Raw genomic sequence first — 25,880 nt, 5'->3', positions numbered from 1 at the left:
CGGCTGGCAACACCTTCTTCCGAAACGACGTCTCGCACAGCCGCGCTTGGGGCCTGATCCTAGAGTTATTCTCTGGCATCGTGGTGACAGCCGAGAACGACTTCAACTTCTCTGGCTGTGCCGATGGGCTGAGTGTCATTCACTCCACCAACTCCACTATCGAGAACCTGCAATTCCCCCCTGACATTTCTGGCATGGCTCTCGATATTGAGGCCTCGACAGGGATGACCGTGCGCAACATCTCGGCTCACGGCCAAGGGACAGGCTATGGGCTTTTTCTGTCTGCTGTGCTCAACAGCACCTTCAGCCACATCCAGGCCAGCAACCGCGGCGTTGGCATTGGGGGCAATCAGATCCACGACAACACCTTCACGGACAACGCCCTTTCTGGCAACAACTATGGCATGCACATAGAAGGAGGGGGCGCCTCTGAGGCTGGCAACACCTTCTTCCGAAACGACGTCTCGCACAGCCGCGCTTGGGGCCTGATCCTAGAGTTATTCTCTGGCATCGTGGTGACAGCCGAGAACGACTTCAACTTCTCTGGCTGTGCCGATGGGCTGAGTGTCATTCGCTCTACCAACTCCACTATCGAGAACCTGCAATTCCCCCCTGACATTTCTGGCATGGCTCTCGATATCGAGGCCTCGACAGGGATGACCGTGCGCAACATCTCAGCTCACGGCCAAGGGACAGGCTACGGGCTTTTTCTGTCTGCTGTGCTCAACAGCACCTTCAGCCACATCCAGGCCAGCAACCGCGGCGTTGGCATTGGGGGCAATCAGATCCACGGCAACACCTTCACGGACAACGCCCTTTCTGGCAACAACTACGGCATGCACATAGAAGGAGGAGGCCCCTCTGAGGCTGGCAACACCTTCTCGGGCAACATCATCGCAGACAACAGGGTGGCAGGCTTGTGGCTATCCGCAGTCACCGACTCTCGTGTAGGTCCGGGCAACATCATTCGTGGCAATCGAACGGGTGTCGTTGTAGTTGCTTCGCAAGGTATGATCATCACGGGAAACACCATCACGGACAACACCGTTTTCGGTGTCGCGACCCAGACAAGCCAGTGGACCGTTGACGCTCGAAACAACTACTGGGGCCACCCCACGGGGCCGCTGGATCGCGATGTCCCCGTCGAGGGAATCAACGACTCCCTCGGCCTCTCGAATCCCGGAGGGTTGGGGAACGCAGTCACTGACTTCATCCTCTACTCCCCTCTCTGTCTCACCCCGGCCTGCGAGCCATCCACCCAGCTCACCATCGACATCCTGCCCGTGAGCCCCCAGAACCTCGTCCTGCTCGGGAACTGCGGCATGCTCCCCGTTGCGGTGCTCACGACGGACGGCTTCAACGCCGCAGACGTCAACCCCGCCACCCTCACACTTGGCAACGGCACCGGCGAGGAACTCCCAGTCGCCCGCGGTCCCTCCGGTGCGCCACTCGCCTGGCTGGAGGATGCCGACCACGATGGTGACCTGGACCTGCTCGCTTACTTCTCCATCCCGGAGCTGGTGTCACGCGGCGAGCTCGGTCAGCAGACACAATCCCTGGAACTGCACGCTTCGACAATGCAGGGGATGGCTCTGCGCGGCTCGGATGGGGTCGTCGTCAGTTCCGAGCCATTCACCGTGCCGGACCTGACCGCCTCAGGCGTCGAGGCCTCATGTAGCGGCAGCACGCGCACCGTCACCCTCACCGCCCGAGTGCGCAACCAGGGTGATGCGAGCACCTCCGCCGGCCTACCCGTGGCCTTCTACCGCGGCAACCCTGCCGCAGGCGGCACGCTGTTGGGCGTTCACCTCTTGACGGGCCCGCTCCTCCCAGGCGGCGAGGCTACGGCCACGCTGCAGGTCCCCGAGGATCCATCAGGGCAGGCCGAGGTATGGGCCGTGGCAGATGATGATGGCACCGGTCTCGGGCGTGAGCAGGAGTGCCGCGAAGGCAACAACGCCACCTCTGCCCAGGTCAGCCTCACCTGCGCTTCCTGCATCGAGCTGCGCCTGAGCGATTACAACCTCTTCCTGCTGGGGGACTACACCCTGGGCACGGACATCCAGGGCAAGGTGGCCGCCAGCGGTAACATCACCTTGAACCACTTCGCTGTGGGCGCGGGCCTGCCGGACAGCAACACGGCCCGTACTCTGGTGGCGGGCGGCAATCTGACGCTCACGCACGGCGGAGTCTGGGGTGATGCCTGGTACGGCGGCAGCTACTCCGCCGACTCGACGGTCACCTTCGCCCGGGGCAGTTCCGCTCAGGGCACGCCCATCAACTTCGCTGCCAGGGGCGCCGCGCTGCGCGAACTGTCCTCGCGGCTGGACAGCCTACCGGCCAACGGCACCACCACGCTCGAGCCGTGGGGCGGCATCATGCTGCACGGCACGGACCCGAACGTGAATGTGTTCCAGGTGCCCGCCAGCGCCTTCAGTGGTGCTGTGCTGATGTCCATCGACTCCCCGGCCGGCTCACTGGTGGTGGTCAACATCTCAGGGACTGCGGCCACCTTCAGAGGCTTTGGGCACTCGTTCAGTGGCGGCATCGACCAGCACGGGGTGCTCTACAACTTCGTGAACGCCACGGAGATCACCGCCGAGGGCCTCGGCTTCTGGGGCACGGTCCTGGCGCCGCATGCAGACATCCACTTCAGCAGTGGCAGCTTCGATGGAGGCATCTACGCCAAATCGCTGACCGGCAACGCTGAGGGGCACATCAATCCCCTGTATGACAGGGACATCTGCCAATGAGCCAAAGTCCGACATTTTCGCACGGGCGATCGCGCGCCAGCTCCCACCGCGTTGCCACGGGGAAGCTCACGTCCGCGAGCGGTTTGATCCAGTTGGGGCGCATGTGCTCCCAGTGTGTTCCTCCAGCGGGGACTTGAACGGGACGCGATGGGACGAGACGGGACGGCGCGGGGGAACGATCCGGTGTGAGATCAAGGCGTTAGCCGGTAACAGCGCGACCTGCTTAGGGTTTTGCTGTCGCCTTGTTACGGGGTCGATTGCCGCCGCCTCCATCCCGAGAAGCCCAGCAATCTCAAGGAGGCTGTGTTTTTCGTGTCACTCGGAGTCCTCACTGCTCCCCTTCGCCCACGCCCCCCACGCCCCGCTCCTTCAGACGCTTGAAGAGAGAGGAGCGGGCCAGGCTCAGCTGCTTGGCGGCGCGGTCCCTGTGGTTGCCGCAGCGGCGCAGGGGGCTCTCGATGAGCTGGCACTCCACCTGCAACGGCTCCTCTCTCCGCTCCGCATGCTCCGGCGCGGGGGAGGGACCGTCGTGCGACCGATGACCCGATTTCCGCGCTCCGCGATGACTGCCCACACCTTGGATGGAACGGACACGCTTAGACTAGGTGCTGCGCGGCCAGTTGCTGCGAGCAGAGGTGGTCACGAATGCTCGTGCCGAACTGCTCAAGCGGCGGTCGATGACTCTGGCCCAGCGGTGATTGTGCGGGTACCATCCGCAGGGGCGGCAGCTGACGGCGAGTTGCGGCGCGTCGTCACCAACTCCGGCTCTTGCTCGGGCTGTTTCATCTGGGGTAGGCCAGCAGGCTGACGGGAGAGGCCCGTGCGGGCGCATTGCCACGGCCTTGCCCTAGCCGGTCGGCGTCCTCATAGTAGGAAAGAGTCTCGGATCGCGGCTGACACATCCGTGCAGGTAGAATAGGCTCCCGCGCCTGCAACTCGCCTACGCCGGAGTTTGGCTCCGGACCAGCAGAGGACTCCGTGCAGCTTGAGTTCAAGAGTACGTACCAGGAGAAGCTTTTCCGCACCCTCACACGCGAACTGAGCGGCATCGGGTACCGGGGTGACCTGCTTCAGCAAGAGTACAGCTTCCAAGACTGGTTCTCCCCAAGTAACGACTCCCGACTGGCCCCGGCGGCCGCCTTTGGTCGAACACCAGTCTCCTACGACAGCGCATGTGCCGTCGTTGTCCTCGCAAATGGGCGCAGCGGCCCCGAACTGCTGCGCGATTTTCGAGCGCTTGGGGCTCCCATAGCGTTCGAGGTACACGAGGATCGGGTGGTCGAATGGCTCGTCTCGCTCGAGCCGGGTTACGACGATCAGCGGTCGGTCATCCCCGCCGAGGCGCTCCACCGTATTTTCGAGGACAAAAGGAGCATGTGGCGCCCAGAGGCAGTGATGCGGGCGAAGAATATCGGTCTGCCTGTTGCGACACAAATGGATCTGGTCTTCGACCTTGGCCTCATTCCTGCGCTCGAAGGGCACATCCGGACGAAGCTAGATCCTCTGCTTCGGAACGTCCTCGCCGATGCACGGCGGGATTACATCCGCAGATCGGCCAATTCCCTCGATCCGCGGGCGCTCTTTCGTCTTGCCGTCTGGTCACTTGCCGGGAAAGTGTTCCACGATCGCGGCGTCGCACCGTTTTCGGAGTTCTCTGCTGACACTGATCCCGATGATGTACTGAGTGCTGTTGCAAACTACTACAGCGAACATCATCCGCTGCCCCTGTTGAAGTCGACACGAAGGATTGTTCATGAGCGAACCTGGACTAAGCTCGACTTCAGCAACCTTTCGGTCGACGTGCTCGCCTACGTATGGCTGAACACATTGGTCACCAAGAAGGTCCGAGACTCTCTCGGCATCCATCAAACACCGCGATCGGTTGCACGTTTTGTCATAGACCGCCTTCCTATCGAGGCAGCTGTCGAGACGAAGCGGTCAATTCTTGAACCCTGCTGCGGCAGCGCCACGTTCTTGATTGCTGCGCTGAACCGCCTACGAGATATCATTCCTGAGCACAGACCCAAGCAGCGACATGAGGCAATCAAGAAATTGCTTGTGGGCTATGAGGTTGACCCTTTTGCGCTGGAGATCAGCAGGCTAAGCCTCACGCTGGCGGACTTCCCGAACCCGAATGGATGGCAACTCAACGAGGCAGATGTTTTCGCCTCTCAATCGTTCGACCATGCGGTCGCGCAAGCAGCGGTTGTCGTCTGCAATCCTCCCTTCGGAGACTTCGCTGAGAAGGACCGCGAAAACTACGAGTTGTCGCAAGTTCATAAGCCAGCCGAACTGCTGCGTCGAGTGCTCACGAGACTACCTAGGGAGTCAAACCTCGGATTCGTACTCCCATGGAGATTTCAAGACGGACAAGCGTATCGGGACGTGCGGAGCGCACTCGTAGAGCGCTGGGAATCGATCGAGATCGTAAATCTTCCCGAAGTGGCGTTTCCCACGGCTGATCAAGAGACGCTGCTACTAATCGCAACGAACCCAAAACTTTCGCGACAAACGTTGACCAGCGTGACGCATCGTCGAATCACGCGCCGCGAATGGCCACAATTTGAGGCGCGCGCCTATGACGGGAGAGCGGATCGGGGCCGCACTACGAGCGAGGAGGCCCGCTCGATCCTCGCGGTTCGCGAACTAGCTTCGGTGTGGGAGAGGCTTAGCCAAGCTCCTCGGTTGTCGAAGTATGGAGAGGTCCATCAAGGCATCCAGTGGAACAAGAATATGCGCGAAGACGGCGCGGAAACTGGCAACCGTGCGCGCTTGGTTGTGGACGTACCTCGCGAAGGCTACCGTGAGGGGTTTCCCCCCAAAAGCCAATGGTGCCAATTTCAAGCCCCCTCAACCAAGTTCCTGTCCGTACATAAAGAGGACCGCCTCTACAACGCGTTTGACCATGACTGGAACGCGCCAAAGGTATTTGTGAATGCGATCCGCAAGTCTCGTGGGCACTGGCCGCTGGCAGCATTCGCTGACGAACGACCTCTCATTTGCTACCAGAACCTCACGGGGATTTGGCCGCGCAAGCCAGAACTTCTTTATGTCATCGAGGCAGTTCTCAACGGACCAGTGGCGAACGCATATGTTGCGACCAACGAGGCCAAAAGGCACGTCCGCATCAGTACGCTTGAAGCCGTCCCTATGCCCAATATGAGGGCACTCGATGCCGAGAGACTGCGGAGACTGACCAACGAGTACAGACACTTGGCGAGTGGGACAGCAGACGAAGCCCAAAAGGCCTCAGTAGTGTTGCGCGAGATTGACGCCCTCGTACTCGAAGGGTACGGCTTGCCTCAATCATTGGAACTAGAGTTGCTGCACTGGTTTGATGGTCATGAGCGCGCGGTCCCGATGGCGTTTCTGCGCTATTTCGCGCCGCACGCAGACGTAGGCATCTCTCTAAGAGATTACGTCGCTGTAGAGACGCGTTGGAGTGAACTCAACGAGCGGCGTCTGGATCTCATTGAGCGACTGCTTGGGCAAGAGATTTCGAGTGATGAGGCGGCTGAACTGGATCGGTTGCAGATCTTAGCGGATGTAAAACTTCGACCTCTGCTCCAGAGCGCGACGAAGCGGTTGGATGTAGAGAATGTCAGTACCGAGCGATGACGCCCTTTAGGTATCCGAGCGCAGCCCACGTCCGTCGGCATGGACCATATGGCTACTCCGACTATTCGGAGTACAGGGATTGGGTGCGTGACGAATTTACTTTCCGCTGTGTCTTCTGTCTCTCTCGCGAGCTTTGGCTGCCGGGGTCGGCCCATTTTCACCTGGATCATGCTGTAGCCCAGAAGCATGCGCCAAGCCTTGCACAGGTCTACGAAAACCTCCTGTATCTTTGTGCATCATGCAATATTATGAAGCAGGCGAGAGCACTCCCCGACCCCTGTCACACCGCATTGGCAAACTGCCTCGAAGTAAAATCTGACGGCACCATCGTCGCGAAGAATGATGACGGCCGTCGGCTTGTGCTGGTGCTTCGGCTCGACAGCAACGAAAGGGTGGCGTATCGCCGTAAGATGATTGCACTCTGTCAGGACCGAGAGAATGCGCGCCAATGGCTCTGTTATCCTCCGGATTTGCCAGACTTGCGGACGAAACGACCAAAGGGAAACACTAAACAAGATGGCGTAAACGAGTGCTGCTTTGCTCGGCGAGAGCGCGGAGAACTCGAAGAAACCTACTGAATGCTTATTGCCCACCATGAGGTGCCCAACATGACCAAGCCGACCAGTCCAAAGCCGCCCACGAATCCTTGTGAGCACCCCAGTTTCACCAAGGAGCGCATTAACGGCGCGCAAACGGGGGATTACACCTGCGACCAGTGCCGCAACGTCTTCTCCTGGGGCGAGAAACTGGAGATCGAAGAAGCCCGGAAGAAGAAGTAAGTCGCGCGTAGCAAAGCAGTTGTTGTGTGGGACAGTACCTACCTCCCAGCCAGTCCTGCCCGGAGATGAGAACGAAGGAGCATAAGACGGAGAGGGGCTGGATTGAGAGTGATGTGCAGGTGCAGAAGTGCGGAGAGATCTGCGGACCGGAGCCGCTGGGGCTGTGCACCAGCCCGGTGCAGAGGCGGTGCAGTCACCTGATGCCCACGTCCGCCCAGGCAGCCTCCCAGGCCAATGGCAGCAGGGGCGTGGGCGCTTGATGCACTTGACCCTGTTGGGCAGCATGTGCCCCCAGTGTGCGTGCGCCGTGAAAGGTGCACTTGACCAGCAGGTGGAAGTCCCGCCCGAGGAGGAAGTCGACCCCTCGGTAGCTATCTGGCGGGGACGGGAGGTGACTCCCGGACTCGAAGCCCAGAGACAGAAGGCCTCGAAAGGAGGTCGAGCGAGTTCGCAGGCCGCAACGTGAGTGAAGCCCGAGCAGGCCCCGAAAGGGCAGTCGTGGAAGCCGACCTGGCGCAACATACGGGGAAGGCCACGTGTCCAGCCAGAAGGTCGACGAAGCATCGCTGAGCATTCCACCGGGGTAGTGGGGCGCGGCATGTGAGCACACGGTGAAGTGCGCAACACGGGAGACCTGGTCCGAGCGGGATGGCGACCCGAACACGCTCTTGGAGCGTGGCGAAGGCCAGGAGTCGGAGGGGCCCGTACTACCGATGAAGCGGGTAATGACCGTGGAGGGAAGGGGCCCTGGTTCAGGATGCTTCGCAAGGAGAGAACGCAGCGGGAGCCGCGTGCACGTCTGCGCCGACACGCCTCGCGTGAGACCTGTCCGAGAGCCGGATGCAGGAAACCTGCACGTCCGGTTCGATGAGCGGCGTGGAGGAAACGGACCGTGGGTGAGACTCGGCGAGAGGGCGAGCGAAAGCAGACCCTCGCAGCAGGCGCCGACGAGCCCGAGCGGCACCGCGCCTCCCGTCGACTCTACCCCTCCAGCGGGGACAAGACGGGACAAGACGGGACGAAACGGGACGGAGCGGGGGAACGATCCGACGTGACCGGCTTGGACGCGCTCCACGAGCCCCAGCGCACCGCGAGCCGATCGACGGCTTCGCTTGCCGCCGCTTCAACTGGCTTTCGCCCAGGCTTCGCTCAGCATCTTTCGGCGCGCCGTGCCAGCTGCTGGCCGGTTGAATCAGCCCGCCTCCTCATCCCCCGAGTCCAGGCCCAGCGCCTTCAGCCGCCGGTACAGGCTGGAGCGGCCCATGCCCAGCACCCGCGCCGTTCTATCCCGGTTGTTCTTGAAGCGCCGCAACGCGTTCTCGATCAGCTGCCGCTCCACCCGTTGCAGCATCTGCTCCAGCGTCACTCCCACCGGCAGCTCCAGGTCCGCCAGCCCCTCCGGTTCGCGTGGCTCCGCCTCCTCGAAGGTGAGCTCGCCCACGTCGATCCTCGGGCCCTTGCGCAGCAGCAGGGCGCGCTGCACCACGTTGCGCAGCTCCCGCACGTTGCCCGGCCAGATGTGCTGCTCGAGCTTGTCCAGCGCCGCGATGCTGAACCTCACCGTCTGCTCCAGGGGCGCCAGGACCCTCAAGAAGTGCTCGGCCAACGCCCGCACGTCCCCCGGCCGGCTCCGCAGCGTGGGCAGCACCAGCGACATGCCGCACAGCCGGTAGTACAAGTCCTCGCGGAACTTCCCCGCTCGCATCTGCGCCCTCAAGTCCTGGTTGGTGGCCGCCACCACGCGCACGTCCACGTGGATGGGGCGCGTGGCCCCCACCGGTTTGGCCTCTCCGTTCTCCAGCACGCGCAGCAGCTTGGCCTGCAGCTCCAGCGGCAGCTCGCCCAGCTCGTCCAGGAAGAGCGTGCCGCCGTCCGCCTCCTCGAAGGCGCCCTTGCGCTTCACGTCGGCCCCCGTGAAGGCCCCCTTCTCGTGGCCGAACAGCTCGCTCTCGATCAGCTGGGGCGAGAGGGCCGCGCAGTTGATGGGGATGAAGGGCTGAGCGGCGCGTGGGGAGCACTCGTGGACGGCCCGGGCAACCAGCTCCTTGCCGGTGCCAGACTCGCCCAGGATGGCCACCGCCACGGTGGAGGGCGCCACCTGCTGGATCCTCTCCACCAGCTGCCGCATGGAGGGCTCCTTGCCGATGATGCCGTGAAAGGACTCCCGCGGCCGCCCTTGGGACACAGGCTCGAAGATGAGCTCCGTCTCGCCCAGCCGCAGCACGGTGTTCAGGGGCACCTTCGCCTCGAAGATGCGCACGGGGCCCAGGAACGTGCCGTTGGTGGAGTTCAGATCCACCACATGGAAGCCCTCGTCCTTGCGCGTCACCTTCAGGTGCCGGTTGGAGATGAACTGATCCTGGAGCACCACGGTGTTGGAGGCCTCCTTGCCCAGGGTGAGGCTGTCGCCGCGAAGCTCGTGAACGAACTCCGTGGTTCCCTGCTTCACGCGCAGCTGGGCAGGGGAGGGGGTTGCCTGGGGGAGCCCGCGTGGCTGAACAGCGGTGCGCGGACCCACGCCGGTAGGCCCATCCTGCGTGCCCGAGCTGTGCAGCCGGAAGAGGGCGCGCCACGGCCCCAGGCTCAGGTCGGCCCCATCCGGCAGCTCTCCGTGCTTCAGGGGCTGGCCGGCCACCTCCGTGCCCTGTCCGGACAGATCCTCCAGCAGGCAGCGGGTGCCGTCGAAATGGAGCGCCACCTGCTGGCGGCTCACGCTCGGATCCGGGATGACGACGTCGCAGTTGTCGCCCCGGCCGAGCACCAGGCGCGTGCGCCCCAGTGTCACCCGGAGCAGCTCCTGGCCTCGGCGAAAGAACACCAACTCCGGCATTCACGAGCCTCCTGGAAGCTCGCTCTTATATGTCAGCTGCCCAGGGCTCGGCAGCGCCCACCACCTTCAAAAAAAGGAGCACCGCGCCCCTGGGCTTCAGGAGCGCGGTGCCACCGTTCAGGCCTCAGGCTGCTTGCGAGGCGCCTACGTGTGCGCCAGGAGCTCGGCGATGGCGTCCGCCGTCAGCGCCGCCACCAGCTGCTTCAGCTTCGCCAGCGGGATGCCCCGGAAGTCGAGCACCGGCTCGCCCTGGTGGTTGCGCAGCTGCACCCGCACCGGGTCGCCCTTCTGGAAGCAGCTCACCACCGCCTGGGTCACCTGATCGGCCAGCGTCACGGCCTCGGGCGGCAGGGGCTTGCTGGAGGTGGGCTTGCGCTTGGCCAGGATGGCCCGGCGCAGCTCCGCCACGGTGCACGCCGCGAACGGCTTGCTCGTCACCACGCCCTTGGCGTCCGGCACGTCGATGGGAGCCGGGCCCGGCTCGTCATGATCCACCTTGAGGCCCGCCAGCTCCTTGTACGTCAGCAGCAGGTACAAGGCCGTCATGCCGAACTTCTGGGCCACCGCCGCGGAGAACCGGTTGGCCACGGTGCCGTACAGGCTCAAGGCCGACTGAGACACCTGCCCCAGGTTCTGGTGAGCCCAGTCCTTGGCATCCTTGTAGCCGGACAGCTCCGCCAGCTTCTTGTCCACCACGTAGCTGTAAATGAGCCCCAGCCGGTGGTGGTTGATCTCCTCCTGGGCCAGCAGGCCCACCATCTCCACGCGGGCCTGCTCCAGCGACATGTCATCCGGCGGAGTCCACTGCACCGGCGGCCCGCCCTTGAAGCTCTGCTGCAACAGCTTGAACATCGGTTGTTCCCCCTCGGAGAGGCACCATGCCGCTCCCCGGCCGCTTTGTGCGTCGGCCGTGCCCGGGCCTAGAGCACACGGCGGGCCAAGGCCTGCTCTCTTGTGAACACAAGCACTTGCGCGGCAGGTCCCCTCCAAAACTGTGCCAGGTGTGAGAAAAGTGTCCCAGCCCTGGCACACTTTCGAAAATGTGCTGGAAGACCGGGGGATTACGAGCGCGCTGACGAGAGAGCAGGGGCGGTAGGGGAGTGCAACCTGCTGATTTTCAGAGGTGTGCGCACGCTGCTCACTGGAGCCTACGTCCCAGAGGTGAGACGGTTTCCAACGAGGCCGAAGGGTACCCCCCCACTTCTAAACGTTTAGAAGTGCCCCCCCGGTTCTGAACGTTTCAGGAAAGGCCCCGCGGGCGGTGGGCCGGTCGCTACCGTGTGGAGATCTAAGTTCACCCGCCGCGCCAGGGGAAGCGCACCGTCTCGGTGCTCAGGTTGCGGACCGTCCGCGTGGGGAGGGCCTGAAGAACCCGGAGCGTCATCGTTTCCCCTGGGAGGCTCTCGTAGCCTGAGCCCCTGCTCATGCGGGGGTGTTCCATGCGGCTGCGGCAGGTGGGGGCGCTGGTATTGACGTACCTGACAGCCTGTGCGGGCACTCCGCGCGTGCTGTACCCGGAGACGGATCCGGCTGAGGCGCAGCTGGCGGCGGCACGCTACGAGCTGCACGTGCTCACCGCGGACAGCGGGCGCTCCGAGCCGGTGGAGGTGAACACGGAGGACTTCCAGCGCGCCATGAAGGTGTTGGCGCGGGAGTTCCGCCCGCCCGCTCAGCCCGCGGAGACAGCCCATTGGTTGCTGGAGGGCTCGCGTCAAGCGGACCTGCTGGCGGAACTGGAGCACGGGCGCGTGGTGCGGCTGATGCCATTGGAGGGCGACAGTCCCCTGGAGGCAGGCTCGGCGGCGGAGCTGAGGCGCAAGTACCTGGGGCTGTGCCAGCAGGAATACGGCGGAGGCGACTGCCTGGGACTGCTGGCGGATGGCCCCACCCTCACGCGAGAGGACGTGCGCACGCTGGCCCTGGCGCTGGCGTTGAAGGACGTGCTGCGGCAAACGCGCGTGGCGCTCCAAGGCATGGTGTCGCCACAGGCCCTGGTGGGGATGCTGGTATGGACGTGCTGCGTGTACCTCACGCTCTGGCTGCTGCCTGAGCCCGTGTCCAAGGTGGTGGCCGCCGGGTTGACGCTGGCACTGCTGGCGTGGCTGCCGGTGCGCACGCTGTGGGGCCTGATGGACGACTGGGGCCAGCTGGTGCACGACGTGGACCGGGCCACCTCCTTCGAGCAGGTGCAAGAGGCCAGCGCCCGGTTCAGCCAGCAGTTGGGACAGAACACGGCGCACGTGCTGGTGATGGTGGTGACGGCCGTGTTGACAGCAGGCACGGGGAAGCTCGCCACGCAGCTGCCGAAGCTGCCGGGCTTCGCTCAAGCCGCTGCCTGGGCCGAGGCGCAGGGGCTGAGCCTTGCGAGGGCCGGGGATGTGGAGGCGGTAGCCGCCGCCGACGAGCAGACCTTCACCCTCATGGTGCGTCAGCCCGGAGGCCGCGCGGCGGCGGTGGCGGAGGAGGCAGCGGCGGAGCGAGAAGGCGCCACCGTCATCATCCGCCACCAGGGTGGCAACCGGCAGGTCCTCTTCAACGGCCAGCGCTGGCACCTGGACGCCAACAGGTCCGTCCGGGACATCCCGGTGAAAGACCCTGTCGGGGATGCTCTGCAGATAGCTGCCCAGCGCCTCCGGAATGCTTGGAGCCGTAGCGAGCTATCGCAGGCTCAACGCCGCGCCCTCAAGGATGCGCGCGATGCGGGCGAATCTCTACGAGCCCACTTGATGGAGCGGATGTTCCGGGGGCAATGGGTGGAGGAGCAACTGAGCCGCGAATTCACGAACCTGAAGTGGAACCCGACCGGCGTGGATGCCGTTGACCCGGTGACGGGGCTCCAATACGAGATCCTCACCGGGACGGACTGGAATATGCAACTGCATGGCCGGAGGATGGCAGAGGAGTTCTTCCGGATGATTACCTTCTGAGCCAAGCTGGCCCCAGGGGCGCCATGATCACATTCCGCAACCGTGAAATCGCCAATGAGCGACTTGTCCTGGAGAGCAGAACCGAACTCTTTTACCTGGGCCCCGCGCTGACGCTGAGGAACTGCACTCTCGTCGTGAAGGTCCCCAAGAAAGCGCTGGTGCTCAACCAGGTGCACATGATCGACTGCACCATTGAGGTGGCGCGCGTTCTGAAGAACTGCCGGTGGGACGCGGTCCATCTGAAAGGTTGCCAGTTCAAGGGGCGTTTCATCGGCAACGATTTTGGAGAGTGGCCTTCCTCGCCAAGCCAAGGAAGCATTGTGGGTTGTGATTTCACCGCTGCGCACTTGGATCAGACTCGATTCCTCAGTTGCGACGCCGACACGCTCGGCTTTCCGCAATGGCCGTGCTTTACCCTATACGACACCGCGAGCAGGGCCGCCGAGCTGGGCGCGCTTCCTTGGCCGGGGAAGAAAGGGTACATCATCGCGGAAGGGTTCGCGGAGGACCCGCCTTCCACCGTTGCCGTGACGTACGCAGCACCAGAGCTCGCGAAGTTCTGTGGCACCACCCCGGAGGCCATCAAGGCGCTCATCGAGGAGCTCGACGGGGTGTATTACTGACCCGGCTTGTCGTGGCGCCAGAGGAAGTGCCCCCTCCCGAACGTGCAGGCGAACACGTCCAGAGCGGAGCCATTTTCTTGACGCGCTTCGCCGCGCGAGTCTAATCGCGCCACAGGGCTGTTGAGCCCTGTAGCACACTCTTCCACGCGCCCCTGCCCATGGCAGCCATCATCCACTGTGAGAGTACAGCAGCCCTGGGGTGGTTCCTCGAGAGGTCCCACCTGTGCGTGGTGCACCCTGGCAAGGCCGCCTCGGTGTTTCCGCGGGAGTTGATCAGCTGCATCCAGTACGTGGGAGAGAGCATCGGAATGGCGGTGGCCTCTCCGTGGGTGCTCCAAACCTGTCTGGAGCGGCTCAGTGGGAGCTGGGCCGAGCCGCTGGGCCCGGACGAGCCGGTCATCTTCAGGGGCGCGCGGCCCGTGTGGCGCGAGTCCCACCCGGACAGCACCGGAGAGGGGCCCCTGGTGGACACCTTGGGCCGGCTCATGGTCCGCGCCCGGGCCCACGAGCGGAAGCAGCGGCTGCGCCAGGAGTTCGTCAAGCGGCTGAAGACGCTGGCGGACAACGCCCGCGACGGCAGTGGCAGGCAAGCCCCCAGCGTGCCCGCCCCCCCCGCCCGGCTGAATCCGTACGACGTGCTGGGGGTGAGGCCGGACGCCTCGCGCCAGGATGTCCGCACCGCCTGGAAGGCGAGGGCGCTGGAGTACCACCCGGACCGGGTGGCGAACCTGGGCAAGAAGCTCAGGGAGGTGGCCGAGGAGGAGACGCGGACCATCAATGCCGCCTACGAGATGATTCGGCGCTCCAGGTAGGCGCTCCGCGCCGTCGCTCGCTTCCAGGTCTCGCCCTACCCGGATGACCCGTCAGAAGCGGCCCGCAAGTCCTCCGAGGAAGCCACCCTGAGGGGTCGTCCCGAGCACCGGAACCAGCTGGAGCCCCGTGCCGGCCAGCGAAAGCTGCACTCGCTCGGGCTCCCGGGAGGCGCCGGAGACTTCGAAGGCGATGAGCGCGCCAAGGGCCGCCAGCGGTGGCATCGCGAGGAGCCCTCCGTAGCCGAACATGGCCGTGCTCAGCAGCCCGAGCCCCGTGCCCGCGGCTCCTCCCATCATGGCGGAGAGCAGCGTCCCTCGCCCATCGAGCAGGCTGCCCACCCCGTACACGGCGAGTGAGGAGAACAGCCCGACCCCCACCACCGGCGGCAATGCTGACCCAGCACCGCACACGTCATCGGTGGGGTTGCAGTTCGTGAGCTGGAGGCCGAGCAGATATCCCAGGACCCCTCCACCCGCGCCCGCCGCGGTTCCCACCAAGGCCTCCACCATGAAGCGAGGCGCAGCGGGGAATGACTTCTCCTGCTCCAAGCGATGGGGAATGAGCTCAGCGGCCACCGGCGTAGCTGCCTGCTGAGCAGCAGCCAGCATCGGAAACGCCAATAACGCAAAGAGGAAGACACGGGCTCGAAGATGCATCAGTTGAACCTCCTCGGCTCAAACCCCAGTGAGTGGCAGCAAGCCTCAGGCACTGGGTACGCCGGCCCGTACTCCTCGCGTATATCCGCCTCGGTCGTGGCTGTGAAGAGGAAGCTGAGCGACGGAGGAGTCCTTGACCCCGCGGTATTGAGATTCAGCTCGGCCGCCGGCACTACAACTTCGACGCAATACGGTGCTTCAACACGAGCGCGGTGAGGAACCCGATGGCCGCTCCGCTGACATGGGCGATGAAGCTGACCTGGGGCATCGAGATATCGAAGAAGCTCTGCAGGCCGAGGATGAGAACGATGGATGACAGCCGTTGCCTGGCGAGCTGCGCCCGTTCTCGGCGCCAGCCCGTCAGCATGACGGCGGCGGTTGCTCCGATCAGGCCCATGATGCCTCCGGAAGCGCCGACGAACAGTTGATCCTGTTGCGACTCGCTCAAGTGGGTCAGCACCAAGAGGATCATGGCTCCCGTTCCACTGAGCAGGTAGACGGCAAGGTACCTGCCTCTCCCGAGCGCAAACTCGAGATAGCGCCCTAGAACGATCAGCCCCAGGCCGTTGAGGACGAGGTGCGCGGTGCCACTGTGAAGGAACTGGGCCGCGAGGATGCGCCACCACTCCCCGCCCATGACCGCCCTGGCCTGAAGCGCGCCGAGCCGAAAGAGGACATCGGGGCTGTCCGTGCTGCCGTGCGCCACTTCGAGCAGAAAGCCGAGCACATTGGCAACGAGCAGTGCGAGCGTGAGGCGCGGCTTGCCGTGTGATGCATGGTGCTCGCCGAATCGTTCCTCTTCGAGGATGTCCCTGTCGAGCTGCTCCAGAAGCGGCCGCGCGTCGGCGAGATGTGGGGCCGCAAGCTCCGGGGGACGCGCCAGCCGGCGATCGATGGCGACGCCAACGACCGGGTCACACGTGCCCCGTATCCCCTCAAGCAGGGCGCGGGCGGGTTCGACGTTTCCCGAAGCCATGTCGGCCGTCGCCAGCCAGAATTGGCGATGGGTCGATGGCATCGCGCTCAACGGTCCCTGGAACAGTCTCTCGACGGAGGGCCGCTGCCCCAGGAAAGAGAGGACCATCAGACGACACTGCGTTCTGTGCGGGGCCAGGGCCGGAGCCGAAAGCGCTGCCCGAGATTCTTCGTACACCCTCCACAGGCGACGAAGGTCGCCGGTCTCCCCGAGGCCCCGGAGATAGGAGGGGAGGAACGAGGGGACGCCCACGATCTTTCGTCCCTCTGGAGTTGTGTCGATCCAGCTTCGGAGCTGCTCCCATTGTCCACGGACCCGGAAGAGGTGGACCCTGGCGGAATGGCCCAGCGATGTTGTGTCGTCGCGAAATCGGTCGAGGATGGCTTCCGCGGTGGCTAGGTCTCCGGCCGATGCGAGCTCCAGTGCACGAAGTAACTCGGGCTGTCTCAGCCAACCATCCAGTGGGTGGAGCCAGCGGATGACGAGCATCATTCTGCGCGCGGGACCGTAGCGCTGCGCCAAGGTCAGGCGATGAATGAAACGGCTGGCGAGCCCTGGGACGAGAACCAGCGTGGCCCACAATGCGAAGGAGACGAAGCCCGCGACTTCGGGGAAGAGGAGGAGCCCAAGTCCCACCACGCCCAGCAGGAGGAGATTGACGGCGATCCACCCGCCCAGGGCCTCGGCTCGGAGGCGGAGCAGGCGAATCAAGGCGACGGCCGATGCCGCTCCGACGGTCCAAAGCAGGACGAGATTGGGGCTCATGGCCCCTGAACGTCCTACGTGGCTCCGTCAGTAGGCAAGAAAGCGGCCGACCTGCGTGCGAGCTCAGCCCCTCCAGCGGGGATAGAACGGACGGGTCTGGGAAGGGCACCGTTCTGGCTCCCACGGCTCACGGGAGACTGCTGGCGTCATACAAATCCGCGCTTCCGTCCGCGTGCTGCGGGTTCTCCTGGGCCACCGTGCGGAAGCCACACTTCTCGAGGACGCGGAGCGACCCGATGTTGTGGACAGCGACCCACGCATGGAGCGGACGAATCGGCTCGAGACCGAGGAACTCCGAGAGCGCCCGTGTCGCGATGCCCTTGCCCCAGTGCTCGCGACCCATCCAATAGGCGACAAGGCGCTTGCCGTCCTGTTCCCAACTGCCGATGTACCCAGCGACCCAGCCGCCAACGACGATGGTGCGGGTCACGTTCTCGGGGTGGGTGACCCTCCTGGATTTGCACCCTCCCATCGCCAGCACCCGCGCAGAGCCCTGAGCTGATTCGGTCACCGTGCCGCGCGCCCGCCGATCTCCGGGAAGCGCTCGTAGGCCCGCTTGAGCGCGTCCAGGTGGACGGGGTTGTCATAATCGAGCGGCGCATCCGTGAGCTTCACAACCCATCCGCCCGACGGCGTGCGCCGCGCCCGCGTGAGCAGTTCGGCGTCGCGAGCAGGATCCGGGAAGCCGATGGACTGCGCGGCAGCAGCAGACCAATAGTTCAACCACCCGAGGAAATAGGGAATCTCAGGCCCGGGGAGTTTTTCTGGAAGATTGAGCATGGGAAGCCCACGGGGTGAGCGCTCCGGCCCATGAGCGGAGCGGCGAAACTGCTCCCCGACTTCCGAGCCGTAACCATACCGGGACGCATGCCCCCAGAACGAGTGCGCCCCCTCCGCCACGGCCTCAAGCATAGCCTCCGCTGCCGAGATAACGGCCTCGTCTAGCGGCAACTCCGCATGAACTTGGAGCTGCGGCTGACCGCCCGGGCTGAAGAGTACCGAGCTTTCCCTGCCGTTCACCGTCACGGGGTAAGTCTCGTCCCCGTTGCACAGAAGAGGGAATCTCCCGTCCTGCGTCCTTTCCACGAGCCACGCGTCGCGATGCGGCAACGCGATGGGGCGCCCGCCTTCGGAGATCCTCCACGCCAAGCGCAAACCGGGAAGTGCTTTTTCCATCCCATGGATGACATCGAGCGTACGGCTGTCTTTGCCCACGAGCGCAGGCGCGTAGACGATGAGGGTGAGGGCTCTGGGCTTGGTCATCGTATGCACCCCGTAACGACGATATTGAGTTCGGGAAGCGCTTCGCGCAGCGCGTCTTTGTGCGCTTGCGTGCTCACCCCAACGACGAAGTCGTATCCACAGGCCCGCGCAGCGCCGAGTTCCTTAGTCAATTGCTCCACCTCCTTCTCAATCTCCCGCCTCCGGATGAAGTCAGGGTAGGTGTCAAATTGATGGGTCTTGATCTCCCACAGCACACGCACGCCAACTTGCAGCGCATCGAAGCGCTCACCGCCCACGAATACGTCCATGCCGGGATAACGGTTGGGCGGAAACTTATCGGCGCACTCATTATGCGGGACATCTCCGCCTGCGTGCCGCACCGGGATGGGCTCGCACGACGGACGGCGCGGCGTGGTTTCTGGCGGTGGGGGGAAAATGTCTCCGGTGGGTGATCCCTTTGGCTTTGGCGTTCGGTTCGCTAACGGTTCCTGAGCGGGCTGCGTTTGAGCCTTGGGCTTCGCGCGCTCGCGGGATGCGTTCCGTTGATAAGCATCAATCCCCTCTTGGATGGCGGCGGCCACCACCACCGCGCCAATCACAATCACTGCACCCGCAACGATCTCGGGTGCCGCAAAGACACAGAGCGCCACGACTGCGGGAGCTGCTGCATCCGCGTAGGCGACAGCGCATCTTTTGGTGACATCCCGGAACCTGACCCTGTCGTGATCGAGAGCATGAAAGCACCGCTCCGCAAGGATTGGCCACTCGTTGGAGGCTTCCCGCACCACGCATTTCCCATCATCCGTCCACGGGTACTGCGCCGCCCGCTGAAGGTTGGCGAATCTCGGACTCGGGGGACGCGAGTCCTCCAGCTCTCCCGGGCTCGGATCCATCGTGGCGCAGGCCGAGAGCAGGAGCAGGAGCAGGGGGGCGCTGCAAGTTCGCGGACGCATGGCCACGTCCTTTCAATCAAGCGAGGTGCTGCGGGTCAAGGCTCCGCCGGTTCTCCGCTGGAGCATATCAGCACGCCCCAACAGCGAGAGCCGATGGAGGTGGAAACGATCCTCAGACAACGCGGGTTCCCGATCGAGGGGAGCGCGCAGATGCGCGGGCTTGCCACCACAGCGGTATGAGGATCGCGGCGGGGCGAAAACTGGCGCGGCGTGAAGATCGCCCAAGCAGCCCGCAGCCCGCGCCCAAGGGACTGCAAGCTTCTCCCTTTCAGGCTCCAGCGATCTCCGTCGCCGCGATCGCGACGCCGCACTTCCTGAAGATCGTCTCCAGTCATGTTGCACGTATGTCGCAGGAACGTGCGGAACGGACTGGAACCTGAGGTATCCCCTCATTTTCGCAAGTGCCCGTAACCACTTGGGATTTCGCCAGCCTGTCTGGATTGTAACCCCTTGAAGTTACTGGGCTTCGTCGAAATGAGGGGATGGTTCAGGACTGGAACAGGACGGGACGAGACGGGACGCGGCGGGATCGAGACTCCAAGGCATTCCGGGCGGTTACGAGGTAAGGGCACGATTCTGCTGAAGGTTTCGCACCGCCCGGAGCGGGTTCGAATTCCGGACCCGTCCGATCACCTCTTGCCCCTCACACACTCTCTCCCTGTGGGGTGATTGGCCCTTCCGGAGTAGGTGTTCGAAGTGGTCCCCAGCACGAATTTTAGGCTACCTGCTGAGGCTGGGAACCGGGCATCATCAATCGTTCGAATGTAAGCGAACGCAACTCACGAAAAGTACGAACCTAAAGGAGACGCCATTCGTGCAAGCCGAAAATTCTCGATTTCGAATCATGAACCTATGTATAATCGCTCTGCTTGTCCCGGGGTGTGGCATTGCATTGGCTCGGACACCTGATTCAATGTCGTTACAAGGCCCTCCTTGGCAAGCTACGGGAGATGTTGACCTAGGCGGTGTCGTCAAACAGTCGCAAAAAGCCTGCCATGATCAAGTGGAAATGCTGAGGCAGGAAACCGAGGACGCGGCTAAGGCAAGAGATATCCGGCGTATCATTGTTTCGGCGACATCAGGACTACTTTCTGCTGTAGGTATCGCACTATCAGCCTCTAGTGCATCAGATGACAAGACAAAGTCGCTATCCGGATACATAGTCACAGGAACAGGAGCAGCAACTCAATTGGTGGATGCATTTATCCCTCAAAATAAGTCGGAAGCATTGCATGCGGCGTGGAGCCAAGCCTACTCATTGCAGACGCAAGCTGAGGCACGGCTTTCGGATCTTCAACGATGCAGCGCGCTTCCTGATCCATCAAAATCTCAATCCTGCCTTGGTCTCGACAAAGCAATTAGCACAAACGTTCAACAGGGGCCGCCACCTCCCGGGCAGGACCGGAGTGCTGAAGTACGAGATATCTTCCTAAGCAAACTGCAAGGCGATGCAGTGCTGGTGGTTATCGGAAATGCTTTCAGTCAATGCATGAGAATCCAGGCCAGTGACTTCGAAAAGAAGTAGACTGCTTTTCGAGATGATTTCCGGCAGGGTTCGTCCCTGCTCCCAGAAGGCAGTTTACCGGGTGCTGATAAGGTGAAGGCGGTTGGTGCCGAAGTTCCTTCGCTAGCACCAAACGCGTAAACGGCCCGTTTATGGTTCACATGTAAGTTCCGGCACCCCAGAAGAGGCATGATGGTGCTTCCCCCTCTGAGGCATCGGAACTGCTCAGGTCATCGGTTTCGGCCCCTCCGCGCGTTTGGTGCTAGTGCTGCAGTGATAGTTATCTCCGAAGAATGAGGCTTCCTATCCGAGGAAATCGACCACTGTAGTACGCATCAAGCGGTCGCTGATGACAGGTGGCTATGGCTAACGGAGCCCGGGTTTTTACCATCAGGTTTAAGCAGAGAACCACTTACGCAAAATCAATTATGCACGCACAAGCACTATTGCTGGCGCTTTGGTCATTAGCAAACCAAGTCCCTCCTACCCTTGATCCGCCCGACGCATCACCCCCCCCGACAATTCGACTGACTATACGTCATGTGGAGATCAATCAATCCATCCAAGATGAAAGGGGCCGAATTCCACTGATTGCATCCAAAGCTGCGATCATCAGACTTTATCTGGGGGGATCGACGCCTATCGAAAAAGTCGATGGCAATCTGATGCTTCATTATTCATCAGGCGAGATAACAAGCCTGTCGAGCCTAGGTGCCATCAACACATCCACAGATATGAGTCCGCCGTCCTCGCACGAGAGAGAGAGGCTAGAAAGCAGCCTAAACTTCCTGATTCCTCCCGCTTCTTTTCGCGTCGACTTGGATCAAATAAGTTTCCAGCCTTCTCTCTCTGTGCCTGGCAATTCAGTTGAATGCACCAATTGCCAGAATATCGCATCATTAAAGATCGGTGCCTCCCCAACGCTCAAAGTTCGCCTAGTTGGTATCCAGCATTATATTGGCAAAAAAGTATACGAGCCTAGCGAGCTTGACTATGCACTTTTGGAATCATGGCTTCGGCGGGCCTACCCAACGGGCAAGATTTATACAACAAGGAAGACCCTTGCTTACGACGGGCTTCGCAGATGCTACTTAATCAAAGAGGCATTGAGGGATCTCAAACAGCAGGAACTAAAAAATGGCACTATCGCCGATCTTGCGACGCATTACTATGCATTAGTACCCAACCTCCAATATGCCGACGGGAACATTGACGAAATGCGCGGATGTTCCGACACCCCTCCAACAGTTAACTTTATGGCAGTGGGTGCAGGCCCATCAGGTAAATCAATGCGTGCCTGGGACACTGATGGAACTATCGCTGATTGGTATGGTGGGCACGAATTGGCTCACACATTGGGGCGGTCTCATGCTCAACAGCGAAAAGAATGTAGCGGTCCACTTACTGATCCTGATCCTGGTTATCCAAATCCAACTGGATACTTGTCGACAACTGATGCGCAATTTGTTGCCCTAGATGTTGGCGATCCTGATGCTGGCATTCCTGTTTCAACAATGCCCGTCGATAAATGGTCTGACGTGATGACTTATTGTGATCTTCTGTGGGTTAGCAAGTACACTTACGAAGGCATTCTTGCCCGACTGCGCGCAGAACAGGAAACTCTGTCATCACCAGTTGCGAATGCCTTTATTGACAGTGCCATCCGAGTGCAAGCCGGTGCCCCTCCCCCTTCAATCACAGAACCAACAGACGCTGGAGTAAATGCACCCGCAGACGCCGGAGTAAATGCACCCGCAGACGCCGGAGTAAATGCACCCGCAGACGCCGGAGTAAATGCACCCGCAGACGCGCCCGAGAAACCCTGGCAAGCAGATGAATCCAAAGCAGAGCAGTTCATTAGGAGAGGCGACCTCCTGCTTGTGAGTGCTATTGTGAATTCAGCGGGAAGCAAGACTCAGTCGATGTTCGTGCGCAGAACGACCTACGCTGTCTTGCCAACCGTAAATCCGAGTCCGCGTTTTTCGTTGAAGGTTATCGGCAGCGACGGAGATGCCAAACCCTTCCCCCTATACGAGATCCCATCAGGCGAAGGTGAGGCAGTATCTTTGTTGGGCGTCGCTTCATTCGAGCCGCAAATTGCGGCCATCGAGATTATTAACGGTGACAAATCAATACACAAAATGCGCACAGATAAGAATATTCCCACCATCTATGGGATCGGTCTTCCAAATTCCTTTGGCGTAGATCCAGAGGGAGGTTCTGTTACCTGGAAAGGGGCTGATGCCGATGACTCTGATCTTTCATATACGGTGCGGATCAGTTACGATGGTGGAAAGACTTGGGACATTGCTGCTATCAGGCTACATACCCCGAGAATCAAAGTTGATTCAGCAAAAGTCACAGACCCAAAACTTGTCTTGATTGAAGTAGAGGCTAGCGACGGCTTTCATTCGACCACTACTCAGTTCAACGCTGCACATTAGTGGCACCCCTTTCAAAGTGATGGAGTGGGCGCTCCCCGCGAGACGATGTTGTACCACTCAACCTTGTGGGCACCTTCGCGGCCCTGGCCTCAGTTGCATTGGCTTTCCGGAGTGCCAGCGCGAGCCAGTCAGCGCTGACACGCTCGGGGATCTGGTGCAACGCGCGGACGAACTGCGCGCGACTCGCGGCCTATCCTTCCCACGTGTTGACTGGTGCGCCACCATCAGAGGCCCGCACGGCCGTCGCTAACAAGCTGGGCGCGGCGCTGAGTCTGGCCGAGTGCCTTCACGCGCTGATGGCCAGCTTGCTTGCTGACAAACCAGACGTTTATGACACAGTAATAAAGCCTGCGGAGAACCTCGACCACCCACTACATTAGGACTCGATTTTTTGGCGGTACCCCGACACACTCCTAGCCACAATCGGCGCGAGCGTGGAAATGCGGGTGTGGGGCGGGGATCTCCATGACTTCCTGATGGCTTGGACGGGTGGGCTCCCTTCGTGAAGTACCTGTGGATCGGGCTACGCCTGCGCGGGTTCGGCCTCCGCCATGTTGCACGTATGTCGCAGGAGCCTGCGGAACGGACTGGGACAGGACGGGACGAGACGGGACGCGGCGGGATATCGACTCCAAGGCATTCCGGGCGGTTACGAGGTAAGGGCGCGATTCTGCTAGAGGTTTCGCACCGCCCGGCGTGGGTTCGATTCCCGCCGCCTCCCGGGACGCATCGCCGTCTCAAGAGGTGGCGAGGCTCATTGCTTCCTTTGGAGGCCTCAGTCTTCTTCTTGATTGAGGCCCCACTCCCCCCACTTCTAAACGTTTAGAAGTGGGGGGCACCGGGTTCTCAGGTGCCGGTGGGCGGAGGGTTGATGCGCGGGGGGGCGCCGGACTCGGGCGGGGCCACCAGGCGGAGCTGGCCGTGGCTGGACGCGGCGAACTTCGCGTCCACGTCCCGCTCCAGGTACGTGTAGCCGGACAGGCCCTCTTCGTACATCCGCAGCAGCGTGCGCGACTCGTCCAGGCTGATCCGGCCCTGGCGCAGCGCCACCTCGGTGAACTTGCGCAGCCGCGCCACCAAGTCGTCCTTGTTGTAGCTCACGTAGTGGAGCACCTCGTTCACGGTGTCTCCCTCCACCACGTGATCGATCAGGTAGCCCCCGTTGGGCGCCAGCGACACCTGCACCGCGTGCGTGTCTCCAAACAGGTTGTGCAAGTCGCCCAGGATCTCCTGGTAGGCGCCCACCAGGAAGATGCCCAGGTAATAGTCGTCATCGTTGAGCGGGTGCAGCTCCAGCGAGTCCTTCACCTCGCGCTTGTCGATGAAGTGCTCGATCTTCCCGTCCGAGTCGCACGTGATGTCCGCCAGCGTCGCCTTGCGCGTGGGCTTCTCGCTCAGCCGGTGGATGGGCATCACCGGGAAGAGCTGATCAATGGCCCACGAGTCCGGCAGCGACTGGAACACCGAGAAGTTGCAGAAGTACGTGTCCGACAGCTGCTTCTCCAGCGAGTCGAGCTCCTCGGGGATCTCTCCCTGCTCCCGGGCAATGCGCATGATCTTGTGGCAGATGGCCCAGTAGATGTTCTCGGCCGCCACGCGCTGCTCCAGCGACAGGTGGCCCAGCGAGAACAGGGTGAGGCTCTCCTCCTTGGCGTCCTGGGCGTCGTGCCAGGACTCCAGCAGGTTCTTGTTCGTCACGTCCTTGAAGGTGCTCACCAGGTTGCGCACCACCGGCTGGGCCTTGTCGTCCGCCTTGTCAGGTACCTGGGCCGGATCGAACTCGCTGGTGCCCAGCACGTCCACCACCAGCACCGCGTGGTGCGCCACCACCGCGCGCCCGGACTCGGACACCAGCGTGGGGTGCTTCACCCCGGCCCTGTCACAGGCCTCCATGACGCCGAACACCACGTCGTTGGCGTACTCCTCCGTGGTGTAGTTCATGGACGAGGTGAAGTTCGTCTGCGAGCCGTCGTAGTCCACGCCCAGGCCGCCGCCCACGTCCAGGTACTGCAGCGGCGCGCCCTGGCGGGCCACCTCCACGTAGAAGCAGCCCACCTCGCGCAGCGCGTTCTTCACGTTGCGGATGTTGGAGATCTGGCTGCCCAGGTGGAAGTGCAGCAGCTCGAAGTGCTGCAACAGCCCCGTCTCGCGCATGAACGCGATGGAGGCCATCAGCTCCGAGGAGGTGAGGCCGAACTTGGAGCGGTCTCCGCCCGAGGCCTCCCACTTGCCCGCCCCGCGCGTGGACAGGCGCACCCGCACGCCCAGCCGCGGGGAGATGCCCGTGCGCCGCGCCACCTCGGCGATCAGCGGCAGCTCGCTGGGCTTCTCCACCACGAGGATGACCTTGCGGCCCAGGCGCGAGAAGAACAGCGCCGTCTCCACGTACTCCTCGTCCTTGTAGCCGTTGCAGATGACGAGCGCGTCCTCGTTGTCCAACAGCGCCATCACCGCCATGAGCTCCGGCTTGCTGCCCGCCTCGAGCCCGTAGCCGTACTGCTTGCCCGTCTCGACGATGGTCTCCACCACGTACCGGTGCTGGTTCACCTTGATGGGGTACACGCCCCGGTACTGGCCCTTGTAGTTGTGCTCGGTGATGGCCTTGAGGAACGCCTCGTTGAGGTGCGTCACCCGGTGGCGCAGCACGTCCGTGAAGCGGATCAGCAGCGGCAGGCCGATGCCCCGGCGCCGCACCTCGTCCACCAGCTCCTTCAGGTCCATGCTGGCCGCTTGCGGCCCGTCCGGATGGACGCACACGTGGCCCTTGTCGTTGATGCCAAAGTAGGGGTTGCCCCAGTTCCGGATGCCATAGGTCTCCAGGGCGTCGGCAAGGGTCCAGCGGTGCTGCGGCGGCGAGGTGATGGCCATTGAGTCTCGGGGCCTCCGGGGCGAGGGGTTGGGGCGTGAGTGCCTTCAACCCATGGACGCGCGCAACTATAGGGAAAGCGTCCCGGCTTCAATAGTCGACTGATCGGAGGGCAGCCAACCGGGCGGCGGGAAAGGCGCAGGGAGCGT

The 25,880-nt window shown here is 62.5% G+C and carries 19 protein-coding genes; 10 read left to right on the top strand and 9 right to left on the bottom strand.

The window, feature by feature from the left end:
• Positions 1-2,753, top strand: a 2,753-nt coding sequence (locus tag ACJ8AT_RS31675) for a choice-of-anchor A family protein (RefSeq protein WP_407741676.1), incomplete at its 5' end; no start/stop codon positions are given.
• 328 nt (positions 2,754-3,081) lie between these two features.
• Here the strand turns inward: ACJ8AT_RS31675 and ACJ8AT_RS31670 are convergent.
• Complete coding sequence (locus tag ACJ8AT_RS31670) at positions 3,082-3,228, bottom strand: helix-turn-helix domain-containing protein (protein WP_407741675.1); 147 nt, start codon at positions 3,226-3,228, stop codon at positions 3,082-3,084.
• A 503-nt stretch (positions 3,229-3,731) separates the two neighbouring features.
• Between ACJ8AT_RS31670 and ACJ8AT_RS31665 the strand changes: the two genes are divergently transcribed.
• From ACJ8AT_RS31665 to ACJ8AT_RS31650, 4 genes are all read left to right on the top strand, one after another.
• Positions 3,732-6,371: an N-6 DNA methylase gene (locus ACJ8AT_RS31665; RefSeq protein WP_407741674.1), complete on the top strand. Its 2,640-nt coding sequence runs from the start codon at positions 3,732-3,734 to the stop codon at positions 6,369-6,371.
• Between the two features lie 83 nt (positions 6,372-6,454).
• The gene (locus ACJ8AT_RS31660; RefSeq protein ID WP_407741673.1) at positions 6,455-6,949 is read left to right on the top strand and encodes an HNH endonuclease; all 495 of its coding nucleotides are present in this window, start codon (positions 6,455-6,457) and stop codon (positions 6,947-6,949) included.
• Between the two features lie 30 nt (positions 6,950-6,979).
• Positions 6,980-7,150 carry a hypothetical protein gene (locus ACJ8AT_RS31655; RefSeq protein ID WP_407741672.1) on the top strand — a complete coding sequence of 57 codons (171 nt, stop codon included), beginning with the start codon at positions 6,980-6,982 and terminating at the stop codon, positions 7,148-7,150.
• A gap of 65 nt (positions 7,151-7,215) precedes the next feature.
• A complete protein-coding gene (locus tag ACJ8AT_RS31650; protein WP_407741671.1) occupies positions 7,216-7,410 on the top strand; it encodes a hypothetical protein in 195 nt (64 codons plus the stop codon).
• 932 nt (positions 7,411-8,342) lie between these two features.
• On the opposite strand, the gene ACJ8AT_RS31645 is transcribed toward ACJ8AT_RS31650, so the two are convergent.
• Positions 8,343-9,980 carry a sigma 54-interacting transcriptional regulator gene (locus ACJ8AT_RS31645; protein WP_407741670.1) on the bottom strand — a complete coding sequence of 546 codons (1,638 nt, stop codon included), beginning with the start codon at positions 9,978-9,980 and terminating at the stop codon, positions 8,343-8,345.
• A 144-nt stretch (positions 9,981-10,124) separates the two neighbouring features.
• Complete coding sequence (locus ACJ8AT_RS31640; protein WP_407741669.1) at positions 10,125-10,832, bottom strand: hypothetical protein; 708 nt, start codon at positions 10,830-10,832, stop codon at positions 10,125-10,127.
• A 572-nt stretch (positions 10,833-11,404) separates the two neighbouring features.
• On the opposite strand from ACJ8AT_RS31640, the gene ACJ8AT_RS31635 reads away from it, so the two are divergent.
• The 3 genes from ACJ8AT_RS31635 to ACJ8AT_RS31625 all read left to right on the top strand — a co-directional run bounded on the left by ACJ8AT_RS31635 (position 11,405) and on the right by ACJ8AT_RS31625 (position 14,342).
• Positions 11,405-12,907, top strand: coding sequence for a hypothetical protein (locus ACJ8AT_RS31635; RefSeq protein WP_407741668.1), 1,503 nt, complete (start codon positions 11,405-11,407; stop codon positions 12,905-12,907).
• A 23-nt stretch (positions 12,908-12,930) separates the two neighbouring features.
• The gene (locus tag ACJ8AT_RS31630) at positions 12,931-13,530 is read left to right on the top strand and encodes a hypothetical protein (protein ID WP_407741667.1); all 600 of its coding nucleotides are present in this window, start codon (positions 12,931-12,933) and stop codon (positions 13,528-13,530) included.
• Between the two features lie 158 nt (positions 13,531-13,688).
• Entirely contained in the window at positions 13,689-14,342 is a 654-nt protein-coding gene (locus tag ACJ8AT_RS31625) for a DnaJ family molecular chaperone (protein ID WP_407741666.1), read from the top strand.
• Positions 14,343-14,393: 51 nt separating this feature from the next.
• Here ACJ8AT_RS31625 and ACJ8AT_RS31620 read toward each other — a convergent pair whose 3' ends face one another.
• The 5 genes from ACJ8AT_RS31620 to ACJ8AT_RS31600 all read right to left on the bottom strand — a co-directional run bounded on the left by ACJ8AT_RS31620 (position 14,394) and on the right by ACJ8AT_RS31600 (position 18,917).
• Entirely contained in the window at positions 14,394-14,999 is a 606-nt protein-coding gene (locus ACJ8AT_RS31620) for a hypothetical protein (protein ID WP_407741665.1), read from the bottom strand.
• A gap of 172 nt (positions 15,000-15,171) precedes the next feature.
• Complete coding sequence (locus tag ACJ8AT_RS31615) at positions 15,172-16,740, bottom strand: rhomboid family intramembrane serine protease (RefSeq protein WP_407741664.1); 1,569 nt, start codon at positions 16,738-16,740, stop codon at positions 15,172-15,174.
• Between the two features lie 127 nt (positions 16,741-16,867).
• Complete coding sequence (locus ACJ8AT_RS31610) at positions 16,868-17,170, bottom strand: GNAT family N-acetyltransferase (protein ID WP_407741663.1); 303 nt, start codon at positions 17,168-17,170, stop codon at positions 16,868-16,870.
• 77 nt (positions 17,171-17,247) lie between these two features.
• Positions 17,248-18,003 (bottom strand): DUF5953 family protein, encoded by a 756-nt coding sequence (locus ACJ8AT_RS31605; RefSeq protein WP_407741662.1) that lies wholly within the window; start codon positions 18,001-18,003, stop codon positions 17,248-17,250.
• Positions 18,000-18,917, bottom strand: coding sequence for a DUF6310 domain-containing protein (locus ACJ8AT_RS31600; protein WP_407741661.1), 918 nt, complete (start codon positions 18,915-18,917; stop codon positions 18,000-18,002). Before ACJ8AT_RS31600 ends, ACJ8AT_RS31605 begins: the two co-directional genes overlap by 4 nt.
• Positions 18,918-19,731: 814 nt before the next feature.
• Here ACJ8AT_RS31600 and ACJ8AT_RS31595 point away from each other — a divergent pair.
• Positions 19,732-20,442, top strand: coding sequence for a hypothetical protein (locus ACJ8AT_RS31595; protein ID WP_407741660.1), 711 nt, complete (start codon positions 19,732-19,734; stop codon positions 20,440-20,442).
• 521 nt (positions 20,443-20,963) lie between these two features.
• Positions 20,964-22,865, top strand: a complete 1,902-nt coding sequence (locus ACJ8AT_RS31590) for a hypothetical protein (RefSeq protein ID WP_407741659.1) — start codon at positions 20,964-20,966, stop codon at positions 22,863-22,865.
• 846 nt (positions 22,866-23,711) lie between these two features.
• Here the strand turns inward: ACJ8AT_RS31590 and speA are convergent.
• Positions 23,712-25,733: a biosynthetic arginine decarboxylase gene (gene speA / locus ACJ8AT_RS31585; protein WP_407741658.1), complete on the bottom strand. Its 2,022-nt coding sequence runs from the start codon at positions 25,731-25,733 to the stop codon at positions 23,712-23,714.
• Positions 25,734-25,880: the final 147 nt, after the last annotated feature.

The organism is Hyalangium sp. (assembly GCF_045802625.1).
In the GTDB taxonomy this organism is placed as follows: domain Bacteria; phylum Myxococcota; class Myxococcia; order Myxococcales; family Myxococcaceae; genus Hyalangium.
Note: the sequence above shows the minus strand (reverse complement) of the source record. Positions and strands in the feature narration are given on the sequence as shown.